Raw genomic sequence first — 11,859 nt, forward strand, 5'->3', positions numbered from 1 at the left:
CAGATCGCACAAGAGAGAAGAGGAACAGTCTCATGAGCGGAGCCCAGCGCGGACAGCGCGGTGGCGAGCGCCGTGGTGGACGCGACGACCGTCGCGGCCAGGGCGCGGAGAAGACCGCCTACATCGAGCGCGTCGTTGCGATCAACCGTGTCGCCAAGGTCGTGAAGGGTGGTCGTCGCTTCAGCTTCACCGCCCTCGTGGTCGTCGGTGACGGTGACGGTCTCGTCGGCGTCGGCTACGGCAAGGCCAAGGAGGTGCCGGCGGCGATCGCCAAGGGTGTCGAGGAGGCGAAGAAGCACTTCTTCCGCGTCCCGCGCATCCAGGGCACGATCCCGCACCCGGTCCAGGGCGAGAAGGCGGCGGGCGTCGTCCTGCTGCGCCCGGCCGCACCCGGTACCGGTGTGATCGCCGGCGGCCCGGTGCGTGCGGTGCTCGAGTGCGCCGGCATCCACGACGTCCTGAGCAAGTCGCTCGGCTCGTCGAACCAGATCAACATCGTCCACGCCACCGTCGAGGCGCTGAAGATGCTCGAGCAGCCGGAGTCCGTCGCGGCCCGCCGCGGCCTCCCGGTCGAGCAGGTCACCCCGGCGGCGCTGCTGAAGGCCCGGGCCGAGGTGCCCGCGGGCACCGCGGAGGTGACCTCCTGATGGCACAGCTCAAGGTCCGGCAGGACCGCGGCCTGGTCGGCCTGAAGAAGAACCAGCGCGAGACGCTGCGGACCCTCGGCCTGAAGCGGATCGGCGACGTGGTCGTCAAGGAGGACCGCCCGGAGATCCGGGGCATGGTCAACACCGTCCGTCACCTCGTGACGGTCGAGGAGGTCGAGTGACATGACGCTCAAGCTGCACCACCTGCGTCCGGCACCGGGCGCCAAGACCGCCAAGACCCGCGTCGGCCGCGGTGAGGCCTCCAAGGGCAAGACCGCGGGACGTGGCACCAAGGGCACCAAGGCCCGCTACCAGGTCCCGGTCGCCTTCGAGGGTGGCCAGATGCCGATCCACATGCGGCTGCCGAAGCTCAAGGGCTTCAAGAACCCCAACAAGGTGGAGTTCCAGGTCGTCAACCTCGACCGCCTGGGCGAGCTCTTCCCCGAGGGCGGCGCCGTGACGGTCGACGACCTCGTGGCCAAGGGAGCCGTCCGCGACGGACTCCCGGTCAAGGTCCTCGGTCAGGGCGACCTCTCGGTCGCCGTCCAGGTGAGCGTGAACGCGTTCTCCGGCTCGGCGAAGGAGAAGATCGAGGCCGCCGGCGGCACCGCCACGGTGGTCTGAGCCTCGGTCTTGACCGGCACCAGCGTCCAGGGCGCGGCGCTCCTGTCCAGCGGCAGGAGCACCGCGCCCGGCGCGCTTTCGGGGGCTGCCCGTCGCCCTGTTAGGCTTCGACGGGTCCTTGCGATCACCTCGCAGGGGCCGCTTCATGCTTGGAGAAAGAGGATCTCGTGCTGAGCGCGTTCGCGAACGCTTTCCGGACCCCGGACCTGCGGCGCAAGCTGCTGTTCGTCCTGATGATCATCACGATCTTCCGGCTCGGGTCCCAGGTCCCCGCTCCCGGCGTCGACGTCGGGAACGTCCAGGCGTGCATCGACATCGCGTCCTCGGGCTCGAACTCCAGCCTCTACAGCATGGTCAACCTGTTCTCGGGCGGGGCGCTGCTCCAGCTGACCATCTTCGCGCTCGGGATCATGCCCTACATCACGGCCAGCATCATCCTGCAGCTGCTGGTCGTCGTGATCCCCCGGCTCGAGGCCCTCAAGAAGGAGGGCCAGTCCGGCCAGACGAAGATCACCCAGTACACCCGCTACCTGACGCTGGGCCTCGCCGTGCTCCAGGCGACCGGCATCGTGGCCCTGGCCCGCTCGGGGAACCTGCTCCAGGGCTGCGACCGCAGCCTCCTGCGCGACGACACCACGGCGACCTTCCTCGTCATGGTCGTCACCATGACCGCCGGGACCGCGGTCATCATGTGGCTCGGCGAGCTCATCACCGAGCGCGGCATCGGCAACGGCATGTCCCTGCTGATCTTCACGCAGGTCATCTCGCACTTCCCGTCCTCGCTCTGGGCGGTCCAGAAGGCCAACGGCTGGTGGACGCTGAGCATCGTCGTCGTGATCGGGCTGGTCATCATCGCCGCGGTCATCTTCGTGGAGCAGGCCCAGCGCCGGATCCCGGTGCAGTACGCCCGCCGGATGGTCGGTCGCAAGATGTTCGGCGGCAGCTCGACCTACATCCCGCTCAAGGTCAACCAGGCCGGCGTCATCCCGGTCATCTTCGCCTCGTCGCTGCTCTACCTGCCCGCGATGCTCGCGTCGTTCAACAACGACCCGAACAACAAGTGGGCGACCTGGATCAACGACTACCTCGTGCGGGGGGACCACCCGCTCTACATGCTGGCCTTCTTCGGCCTGATCGTCTTCTTCACCTACTTCTACGTCTCCATCACCTTCAACCCTCAAGAGGTGGCGGACAACATGAAGAAGTACGGCGGCTTCATCCCCGGGATCCGGGCGGGCAAGCCGACCGAGGAGTACCTCTCCTACGTCCTGTCCCGCATCACGCTGCCGGGTGCCCTGTACCTCGGCCTCATCGCCCTCATCCCCCTCATCGCGTTCGCCGTGATCGGTGCCAACCAGAACTTCCCGTTCGGTGGCACCAGCATCCTGATCATGGTCGGCGTCGCCCTGGACACGGTGAAGCAGATCGAGAGCCAGCTCCAGCAGCGCAACTACGAAGGATTCCTTCGGTAAGTGAGGCTGAGCTAGTCAGATGAGGCTGATCATCATGGGCCCGCCGGGTGCGGGCAAGGGCACCCAGGCGAAGTACATCGCCGAGCACTTCAAGATCCCCGCGATCTCGACCGGTGACATCTTCCGCGCCAACGTGTCCGAGGGGACCGAGCTCGGGCTCGCGGCCAAGCGCTACATGGACGCCGGCGAGTACGTGCCCGACGAGGTCACCAACGCGATGGTCCGCAACCGGATCGACGAGCCGGACGCCGAGGGTGGGTTCCTCCTGGACGGCTACCCGCGCACGCTCGCCCAGGTCGAGGAGCTCGACGGGATGATCCGGTTCACCGGCCACCAGCTCGACGCCGTGGTCTGTCTGACCGTCGACCGCGACGAGATCGTCAGCCGGTTGCTGCAGCGCGCCCAGGTCGAGGGCCGGGCCGACGACACCGAGGACGTCATCCGGCGCCGCCAGGAGGTGTACCTCGAGCAGACCGAGCCCCTGATCGAGGTCTACAAGCAGCGGGGGATCGTCGTGGAGATCGACGGCATGGGCGAGGTCGACGACGTGACGGCGCGGATCTTCGAGGCCCTGGACGTCGTACCCGAGTCATAGGGGAAGCCGCGCCAGCAAGGGGTGAACCAGCGGTGGCACTGTTCGACCGCGGCGTCGAGATCAAGACGCCGGAGCAGATCGCCGCGATGCGGCAGGCCGGCCTGGTGGTCGGCCGGACCCTCGAGGCGCTGCGCGAGGCCGTGCGCCCGGGCATCACGACCGGTGAGCTCGACGCGATCGCCGAGGACCACATCCGCAGCTCGGGGGCGACCCCGTCGTTCCTGGGCTACCACGGCTTCCCGGCCTCGATCTGCGCGTCGGTCAACGACGAGGTCGTGCACGGGATCCCTGGCGACCGGGTGCTCGCCGAGGGCGACGTCGTCTCGCTGGACTGCGGCGCCATCGTCGCGGACCGCACGGGGCGGGGTTGGCACGGGGACGCCGCGATCACGGTGCCGGTCGGCGCCGTGCCCGACGAGGTGACCGAGCTGGTCCGGGTGGCCGAGGAGGCGATGTGGCGCGGCATCGCCGCGGCCCACCTCGGTGGCCGGGTCACCGACATCTCGGCCGCGGTCGAGCGGCACGTGCGCAGCCAGGGGCGCTACGGCATCCTGGAGGACTACACCGGCCACGGGATCGGCTCGGCGATGCACCAGCCCCCGAACGTGCCCAACGTCGGGCGCCCCGGCAAGGGCCCCCGACTGGTCGAGGGCCTGGCGCTCGCCGTCGAGCCGATGGTCACCCTCGGCACCCAGGACGTGTCGGTCCTCGACGACGACTGGACCGTCGTCACCGACGACGGCCGCTGGGCCGCCCACTCGGAGCACACCTTCACCCTCACCTCGACCGGCACCTGGGTGCTCACCGCCCTCGACGGCGGCGAGGCGCGGCTGCGCGAGCTGGGGGTCCCCTTCGGGGGTGTGACAGACTAGGTCGCGCAGGGGGGAGTATCCCTTCGCCGCGGGTTCGTCAGCACGGGCTGGTCGCCCCGGATCCGCGGGTCGCCGGACGGCGGCGGGAGAGACTCCTGACGACCTCACCGTCCCCTGCCCCCAGGACCTTTCTCATGGAGATCTCCACCCTCGAGTGGGCCGTCACCATCGCCGTGACCGTGGCCGTGCTCGTGTTCGACGTCGTCGTGATCGCACGGAACCCGCACGAGCCCAGCTTCCGGGAGACGGCGACGGCGCTCACTGTCTACATCGGCGCCGCCATCGCCTTCGGTGCCTGGATCTGGTGGTCGCACGGCCACGACATGGGGGTGCAGTTCTACGCGGGCTGGCTGACGGAGTACTCGCTGTCGATCGACAATCTGTTCGTGTTCATCATCTTGATGGCCGCGCTCCGGGTGCCGCGCGAGTACCAGCAGGAGGCCCTCATGGTGGGCGTCATCCTGGCGCTGGTCTTTCGCGGAATCTTCATCGCGCTGGGCTACCAGTTGATCTCCAACTTCTCGTGGGTGTTCTACCTCTTCGGCGCCTTCCTCGTGTACACCGCGGTGTCGCTGGTCAAGAGCTACCGCAGCCACGAGGACGAGCACCCCGAGCACAACCGCGTCATCACGTTCGCGCAGTCCCACCTCAACGTCGGTGAGGAGTACCGCGGCCTGAAGCTGTTCTGGAAGGAGAACGGCGCGCGGGTGGTCTCCCCGATGCTCATCGTGATCATCGCGCTCGGCACGACCGACCTGCTCTTCGCGCTGGACTCGATCCCGGCGATCTTCGGCATCACCCAGGAGCCCTACCTGGTCTTCACCGCCAACGTGTTCGCGTTGATGGGCCTGCGGCAGCTCTACTTCCTGCTCGGGGGCCTGCTCAAGCGGCTGATCTACCTCTCGCTCGGGCTGTCGTTCATCCTCGCCTTCATCGGCGTCAAGCTGGTCCTCCACGCCCTGCACTCCAACGAGCTCCCGTTCATCAACGGCGGCGAGCCGGTGCACGTGCCGGAGATCTCGTCGTTGCTGAGCCTCGGGGTGATCGTCGTGACGCTGGCCGTGACGGCGATCGCGAGCCTGGTGGCGTCGCGCAACATGAGCGAGGAGGAGATCGAGGAGCGCACGAGCTCGCTGCGAGCCCCCGACGAGAGCGCGGCCACGGAATAGCGAGGCGCGTCGCAGGGGTTGATCCGGAGTGAGTGCTGGATCCCCCGCCCTGTCCGTCCTCGATCTCGTGCCTGTCCGCAGCGACCAGGCCACCGGCGACGCGGTGGCCGCCTCGATCGCCCTCGCGCGGACCGCGGACCAGCTCGGCTACCGGCGCTACTGGCTCGCCGAGCACCACAACATGCCGGCCGTCGCTGCCACCAACCCTCCGGTCCTCATCGGGCTGGTCGCCGGCGCGACGTCGACGATCCGGGTCGGGTCGGGAGGTGTGATGCTCCCCAACCACGCACCGCTCGTGGTCGCCGAGCAGTTCGCGCTCCTGGAGGCGGCGTTCCCCGGCCGGATCGACCTGGGCATCGGGCGGGCGCCGGGCAGCGACCCGGTGACGTCGTACGCCCTGCGGCACGGGGCGGGCGGGGTCAGCGACGAGGCCGTGACGCGCTTCCCCGAGTACGTCGACAACGTGCTGGCGATGATGGAGCCGGACGGCGTCGGCCTCCAGGTCCAGGGCCGCACCTACCCGCTGCGCGCGACCCCCTCGGCGCGCTCGGTGCCGCAGATCTGGCTGCTGGGGTCGTCGGACTACTCGGCCCGGCTGGCGGCCGAGAAGGGGATGCCCTACGTCTTCGCGCACCACTTCTCCGGCTCGGGCACCGCCGACGCGCTCGCGCTCTACCGGCAGGGCTTCCGGCCGTCCCCGGAGCTGGCGGAGCCGCGGACCTTCCTGACCGTCAACGCCGTCGTGGCCGAGACCGAGGAGGAGGCTGCCCGCCTCGCCCTGCCGCAGCTGCAGGCCATGCTCGCGCTGCGCACCGGCCAGGAGCTGCGCCCGCAGCGGCTGGTCGAGGAGTCCGAGAAGGTCGAGCTGCCGCCCGCGCACCTGGACCTGGTGGAGCAGATGGCCGCCCGGTGGGTCATCGGGGCCCCCGACCGCGCCCGCGCGCGGATCGAGGAGCTCGCGGCGACGTACCAGGTCGACGAGGTCATGGTGCACCCGGTGGCGGGCGCCTGGACCGGCACCGAGCCCGGGTCGAGCCCCGCCCGCGAGGAGACGCTGCGGCTGCTCGCCGGATTGTGACTTCGTGTCACGGTCCGGCTAGACTGGCGTGTCGGCCCAACGTGGGTCTGCTTCGTGGTGCCTCGCGGCTGCCCGGACCAGCGACCGAAACGCTCCTCGGAGCGGTTCGGGCGTGTGCCCGGGGAGAGGACCACGGGCGGCTCTACGAGGTCCACCGTCCCACCTGCACCACGGCGGGACGGGCGGTTCCCGGGCCACACGGTAGACAACCAACCAACGGATTGTGGAGGACATGCCGAAGAAAGAAGGCGTGATCGAGATCGAGGGCACCGTCGTGGAGGCCCTTCCGAACGCGATGTTCCGTGTGGAGCTGAGCAACGGCCACAAGGTTCTCGCCCACATCAGCGGCAAGATGCGCCAGCACTACATCCGGATCCTCCCCGAGGACCGGGTCGTGGTGGAGCTCTCGCCCTACGACCTCACCCGGGGTCGGATCGTCTACCGGTACAAGTAAGAAGAGCCGCTTCTACCGGAAAGGGCCTGACAGTGAAGGTCAAGCCGAGCGTCAAGCCGATCTGTGACAAGTGCAAGGTGATCCGTCGCCACGGCCGCGTCATGGTCATCTGCGAGAACCCGCGCCACAAGCAGCGCCAGGGCTGATCGCAGCGCACCAGCTGCACCACAACTGAACACACAACGTGATCGCTAGCCCGTCGTACGACGGCGCGAACCACCTCCGGAGCAGACGGCCGGAGCCCACCTCACGAGGCCGGGGACGCGACACGACCGAAACCGCTGCGAACAACCGTTAGGAAACATCGCCACATGGCACGCCTCGTTGGTGTGGACCTCCCGCGCGACAAGCGCATCGAGGTCGCACTCACCTACATCTACGGCATCGGCCGTACCCGCGCCCAGCAGGTCCTGCAGGCCACCGGGGTCAACCCGGACCTGCGCGTCCACGAGCTGGGCGACGAGGAGCTGGTCAAGCTCCGTGACGAGATCGAGTCCAACTTCAAGATCGAGGGTGACCTCCGTCGCGAGGTCCAGGCCGACATCCGTCGCAAGATCGAGATCGGCAGCTACCAGGGTCGCCGCCACCGCCAGGGCCTCCCGGTCCGCGGTCAGCGCACCAAGACCAACGCCCGCACCCGCAAGGGTCCGAAGCGCACGGTTGCCGGCAAGAAGAAGGCGAAGTGATCCGGCGCTGACGCGCTGATCCTCGTCACCAGAGCTTCCAGACCAGCTACTTCAGGAGATACTGCATGCCTCCCAAGAGCCGCACCGCGGCCGGCGCCAAGAAGGTGCGCCGCAAGGAGAAGAAGAACGTCGCCACGGGCGAGGCCCACATCAAGAGCACGTTCAACAACACCATCGTCACGATCACCGACCCGACCGGTGCGGTGATCTCGTGGGCCTCCGCCGGCACCGTCGGCTTCAAGGGGTCCCGCAAGTCCACCCCGTTCGCCGCGCAGATGGCCGCCGAGGCCGCCGGACGCCGGGCGATGGAGCACGGCATGAAGAAGATCGACGTCTTCGTCAAGGGCCCGGGCTCGGGCCGCGAGACCGCGATCCGTTCCCTGGGTGCGATCGGCCTCGAGGTCGGCACCATCCAGGACGTCACGCCCACGCCGCACAACGGCTGCCGCCCGCCCAAGCGCCGTCGCGTCTGACCCGGCGACCGAGAACAGGAGACTTGTAAGAAATGGCCCGTTACACCGGCCCCATGACCCGGAAGTCGCGTCGTCTCGGCGTCGACCTCGTCGGCGGCGACGCGGCGTTCGAGAAGCGCCCCTACCCGCCCGGCCAGCACGGACGCGCGCGCATCAAGGAGAGCGAGTACCGCTCGCAGCTGCAGGAGAAGCAGAAGGCTCGCTTCACCTACGGCGTGATGGAGCGCCAGTTCCACAACTACTACGTCGAGGCCTCCCGCCGCTCCGGCAAGACCGGCGACAACCTGCTCCAGCTGCTCGAGTGCCGCCTGGACAACGTCGTCTACCGCGCCGGCTTCGCCCGCACCCGCCGCCACGCCCGCCAGCTGGTCGTGCACGGCCACTTCACGGTGAACGGCCGCAAGGTCGACATCCCGTCGTACCAGGTCGCGGCGCACGACGTCATCGACGTCCGCGAGAAGTCGCTGGAGATGACCCCCTTCATCGTGGCTCGCGAGACCCACGGCGAGCGCGTCGTCCCGGCGTGGCTCGAGGCCATCCCGTCGCGGATGCGCATCCTGGTGCACCAGCTCCCGGTCCGGGCGCAGATCGACATCCCGGTCCAGGAGCAGCTCATCGTCGAGTACTACTCGAAGAAGTGACCCCCGGGGTGCCCCGCTGCGGCGGGGCACCCCGAACCACCTTCCGTCACCCAGCACATTCGGGCCCGTCAAATAGCGGGTGGGCCCGGAAAGGAAAGAACAAGTGCTCATCGCACAGCGCCCCACCCTGTCGGAAGAGAACGTCGACGAGTTCCGCTCGCGGTTCGTGATCGAGCCGCTGGAGCCCGGCTTCGGCTACACGCTGGGCAACTCGCTCCGGCGTACTCTGCTCAGCTCGATCCCGGGTGCCTCGGTCACGAGCATCAAGATCGACAACGTCCTCCACGAGTTCTCGACCATCGAGGGCGTCAAGGAGGACGTCACCGAGATCATCCTCAACCTCAAGGGCCTGGTCGTCTCCTCCGAGCACGACGAGCCGGTCACCATGTACCTGCGCAAGTCGGGTGCCGGGGACGTCACCGCCGCGGACATCGCGCCGCCGGCCGGTGTCGAGGTGCACAACCCCGACCTGAAGATCGCCACGTTGTCCGACAAGGGCAAGCTGGAGATGGAGCTGGTCGTCGAGCGCGGTCGCGGCTACGTGTCCGCGGTCCAGAACAAGGGTGCGGACAACGAGATCGGCCGGATGCCGGTCGACTCGATCTACAGCCCGGTCCTCAAGGTGACCTACAAGGTCGAGGCCACCCGTGTCGAGCAGCGCACGGACTTCGACAAGCTGGTCATCGACGTCGAGACCAAGCCGTCGATCCGCCCGCGCGACGCGATCGCCTCGGCCGGCAAGACCCTGGTCGAGCTGTTCGGGCTGGCCCGCGAGCTCAACGTCGAGGCCGAGGGCATCGACATCGGCCCGTCGCCCGTCGACGAGCAGCTCGCTGCCGACCTCGCCCTCCCGGTCGAGGACCTGCAGCTGACCGTCCGCTCCTACAACTGCCTCAAGCGCGAGGGCATCCACACCGTGGGTGAGCTCATCAGCCGCTCGGAGCAGGACCTCCTCGACATCCGCAACTTCGGCGCGAAGTCGATCGACGAGGTCAAGGCCAAGCTGGTCGAGATGGGCCTGTCCCTCAAGGACAGCGCGCCCGGCTTCGACCCGCACGCCGCGCTCGCGGCGTACGGCGACGACGACGACGACGCGTTCGTCGAGGACGAGCAGTACTGATCGAAATCGGCCGCAACCCCGCGGCCGTCTACCCCGGTACCTGACACGGCCGGAGAGATGGGAAGAACATGCCCAAGCCCACCAAGGGTCCCCGCCTCGGCGGGAGCCCGGCCCACCAGCGCCTGATCCTCTCGAACCTGGCGACCCAGCTGTTCGAGCACGGCCGGATCACCACCACCGAGGCCAAGGCGCGCGCGCTGCGCCCGGTCGCGGAGAAGCTGATCACCAAGGCGAAGAAGGGCGACCTGCACAACCGTCGTGAGGTGCTCAAGACGGTGCGCGACAAGTCGGTCGTCCACGTCCTGTTCACCGAGATCGCGCCGACCTTCGCGGAGCGTCCCGGTGGCTACACCCGGATCACCAAGGTCGGTCCGCGCAAGGGCGACAACGCCCCGATGGCGGTCATCGAGCTCGTGACCGAGGCCTACCAGCCGAAGCCGGCCCGCTCGAAGGCGACGAAGACGGCCCCGGCCGCCCCCGTCGCCGAGGAGACCGCTGCCGAGGAGACCGCTGCCGAGGAGACCACCGTCGAGGAGGCTCCCACGGAGCTGACCGACGAGGCGTCGCCGGAGGCCAGCGTCGTCGCCGAGGAGGAGCCCGTCGCGGACGAGGCGCCTGCCGAGGAGGCCGCCGCGGAGAGCACCGAGGAGGACGAGAAGGCCTGAGGCCCGATCGCCCCTCGCCGGCCCGTCAGAGCACCGCTCTGGCGGGCCGGTCCCATTTCACCGGGGGGTCACCAGGCGCGCTCGACGAGGCGGAGGGCCTCGGGGAGGGTGAGGCCGGCGCGGCGGGCGGTGGCGGCGTATGTCGCCGCGGCGGCTGTGGCGGTCTCGTCCGCCGACGCCGAGCGCTGCTGCGGGGCGACGAAGGTGCCGCGGCGGCCCTCGGTCACGACCACCCCGTCGGACTCCAGCGCCCGGTAGGCCTTGGCGACCGTGTTCACGGCCAGGCCGAGGTCGCCGGCGAGCGCACGGACGGTCGGCAGCCGGGTGCCGGCCGGGAGGTCACCCGACGCGGCCCGGGACGCGACCTGGGCGCGCAGCTGCTCGAACGGCGGGACGGACGAGGTGGCGTCCAGCGGGTGCACCTGCATCCCCGCATGGTAGAGACATCCTCATGGAGAGCGTCCTGGTCGTCGGGGAGTCGTTGGTGGACATCGTGCACACCGCCGACGGGGCCACGCTGGAGTACGCCGGCGGCAGCGCCGCCAACGTCGCCGTGGCTCTGGCGCGGCTGGGTCGGCAGGTGCGGTTCGCGACCGCGTGGGCCGACGATGCTCGTGGTGCCGTGCTCGCGGCCCACCTCGCCGACGCCGGGGTGGAGCTGGCCGGCGACCCCCGGGTGCTCGACCGCACCGCGACCGCGGCCGCCACCATCGGCGCCGACGGTGCGGCGTCCTACGAGTTCGACCTGGAGTGGCGCCTCGGCGTGGTCGGGACCGAGCCTGCGCCGGTCGTCGTGCACGTGTGCTCACTCGGTGCCGTGGTGGAGCCCGGCGCCGACCAGGTCCGCGAGCTGGTCGACCGGCTGCGGTCGGTCGCCACCGTCAGCTACGACGTCAACGCCCGTCCGGCCATCACCGGCACCGGCCCCGACGTCGTCGCGCTGGTCGAGCGGCTGGTCGCGCTCAGCGACCTCGTGAAGGCCTCCGACGAGGACCTCGAGCACCTCTATCCCGACCTCGACCTCGAGACCGCGGCCGCGCACCTGCTCGCGCTCGGTCCGGCCGCGGTCGTGGTGACCCGTGGCGGGGACGGCGCCACCTGGTTCGGTGGGACGGTGACCGCGGAGGTCGCGTCGCTGCCGGTCCAGGTCGCCGACACGATCGGGGCCGGCGACACGTTCGGTGCCGCCACGATCGACGCGCTGTGGGAGCGCGGCCTGCTCGGTGCAGACCACCGCGGTCGCCTCCGCGGCGTCGGGGCCGCCGACGCGGAGGCCGTCCTCGCCCACGCGGCCCGCGCCGCGGCCGTGACCGTGTCCCGACCGGGTGCGGACCCGCCGTACCGTCGAGAGCTCTGACGGAGC

17 protein-coding genes are annotated in these 11,859 nt (G+C 69.5%); 16 read left to right on the plus strand and 1 reads right to left on the minus strand.

What is annotated here, in order from left to right; translation table 11 throughout:
- Positions 1–32 precede the first annotated feature (32 nt).
- The 15 genes from rpsE to rplQ all read left to right on the plus strand — a co-directional run bounded on the left by rpsE (position 33) and on the right by rplQ (position 10,496).
- Positions 33–647, plus strand: coding sequence for a 30S ribosomal protein S5 (gene rpsE / locus ACILRH_RS04465; protein WP_395691086.1), 615 nt, complete (start codon positions 33–35; stop codon positions 645–647).
- Positions 647–829: a 50S ribosomal protein L30 gene (rpmD, locus tag ACILRH_RS04470; RefSeq protein WP_182524546.1), complete on the plus strand. Its 183-nt coding sequence runs from the start codon at positions 647–649 to the stop codon at positions 827–829. The genes rpsE and rpmD overlap by 1 nt, the downstream gene beginning before the upstream one ends.
- 1 nt (position 830) lies before the next feature.
- On the plus strand, positions 831–1,271 hold the full coding sequence (gene rplO, locus ACILRH_RS04475) for a 50S ribosomal protein L15 (protein ID WP_395691088.1): 441 nt from the start codon (positions 831–833) through the stop codon (positions 1,269–1,271).
- A gap of 167 nt (positions 1,272–1,438) precedes the next feature.
- Positions 1,439–2,743 (plus strand): preprotein translocase subunit SecY, encoded by a 1,305-nt coding sequence (gene secY / locus ACILRH_RS04480; RefSeq protein WP_395691090.1) that lies wholly within the window; start codon positions 1,439–1,441, stop codon positions 2,741–2,743.
- A 19-nt stretch (positions 2,744–2,762) separates the two neighbouring features.
- Positions 2,763–3,338 (plus strand): adenylate kinase, encoded by a 576-nt coding sequence (locus ACILRH_RS04485; RefSeq protein ID WP_395691092.1) that lies wholly within the window; start codon positions 2,763–2,765, stop codon positions 3,336–3,338.
- Between the two features lie 32 nt (positions 3,339–3,370).
- The gene (gene map, locus ACILRH_RS04490) at positions 3,371–4,210 is read left to right on the plus strand and encodes a type I methionyl aminopeptidase (protein ID WP_395691093.1); all 840 of its coding nucleotides are present in this window, start codon (positions 3,371–3,373) and stop codon (positions 4,208–4,210) included.
- Positions 4,211–4,344: 134 nt separating this feature from the next.
- Entirely contained in the window at positions 4,345–5,379 is a 1,035-nt protein-coding gene (locus ACILRH_RS04495) for a TerC family protein (protein ID WP_395691094.1), read from the plus strand.
- 28 nt (positions 5,380–5,407) lie between these two features.
- The gene (locus ACILRH_RS04500; protein ID WP_395691096.1) at positions 5,408–6,457 is read left to right on the plus strand and encodes an LLM class flavin-dependent oxidoreductase; all 1,050 of its coding nucleotides are present in this window, start codon (positions 5,408–5,410) and stop codon (positions 6,455–6,457) included.
- 232 nt (positions 6,458–6,689) lie between these two features.
- Positions 6,690–6,911 carry a translation initiation factor IF-1 gene (gene infA, locus ACILRH_RS04505; RefSeq protein ID WP_011757309.1) on the plus strand — a complete coding sequence of 74 codons (222 nt, stop codon included), beginning with the start codon at positions 6,690–6,692 and terminating at the stop codon, positions 6,909–6,911.
- Between the two features lie 32 nt (positions 6,912–6,943).
- Complete coding sequence (gene rpmJ, locus ACILRH_RS04510) at positions 6,944–7,057, plus strand: 50S ribosomal protein L36 (RefSeq protein WP_011757308.1); 114 nt, start codon at positions 6,944–6,946, stop codon at positions 7,055–7,057.
- A gap of 165 nt (positions 7,058–7,222) precedes the next feature.
- Positions 7,223–7,597, plus strand: coding sequence for a 30S ribosomal protein S13 (gene rpsM / locus ACILRH_RS04515; protein WP_395691098.1), 375 nt, complete (start codon positions 7,223–7,225; stop codon positions 7,595–7,597).
- 65 nt (positions 7,598–7,662) lie between these two features.
- Complete coding sequence (rpsK, locus tag ACILRH_RS04520) at positions 7,663–8,070, plus strand: 30S ribosomal protein S11 (protein WP_028636387.1); 408 nt, start codon at positions 7,663–7,665, stop codon at positions 8,068–8,070.
- Between the two features lie 32 nt (positions 8,071–8,102).
- Positions 8,103–8,711, plus strand: a complete 609-nt coding sequence (gene rpsD / locus ACILRH_RS04525) for a 30S ribosomal protein S4 (protein WP_395691099.1) — start codon at positions 8,103–8,105, stop codon at positions 8,709–8,711.
- 103 nt (positions 8,712–8,814) lie between these two features.
- On the plus strand, positions 8,815–9,831 hold the full coding sequence (locus ACILRH_RS04530) for a DNA-directed RNA polymerase subunit alpha (RefSeq protein WP_395691101.1): 1,017 nt from the start codon (positions 8,815–8,817) through the stop codon (positions 9,829–9,831).
- Positions 9,832–9,899: 68 nt separating this feature from the next.
- Positions 9,900–10,496, plus strand: coding sequence for a 50S ribosomal protein L17 (rplQ, locus tag ACILRH_RS04535; protein ID WP_395691102.1), 597 nt, complete (start codon positions 9,900–9,902; stop codon positions 10,494–10,496).
- A 68-nt stretch (positions 10,497–10,564) separates the two neighbouring features.
- On the opposite strand, the gene ACILRH_RS04540 is transcribed toward rplQ, so the two are convergent.
- The gene (locus tag ACILRH_RS04540; protein WP_395691103.1) at positions 10,565–10,924 is read right to left on the minus strand and encodes a GntR family transcriptional regulator; all 360 of its coding nucleotides are present in this window, start codon (positions 10,922–10,924) and stop codon (positions 10,565–10,567) included.
- A gap of 23 nt (positions 10,925–10,947) precedes the next feature.
- Here ACILRH_RS04540 and ACILRH_RS04545 point away from each other — a divergent pair, with 23 nt between their 5' ends.
- Entirely contained in the window at positions 10,948–11,853 is a 906-nt protein-coding gene (locus tag ACILRH_RS04545) for a PfkB family carbohydrate kinase (RefSeq protein ID WP_395691105.1), read from the plus strand.
- Positions 11,854–11,859: the final 6 nt, after the last annotated feature.

Source organism: Nocardioides sp., from assembly GCF_044226765.1.
Classification (GTDB): Bacteria; Actinomycetota; Actinomycetes; order Propionibacteriales; family Nocardioidaceae; genus Nocardioides.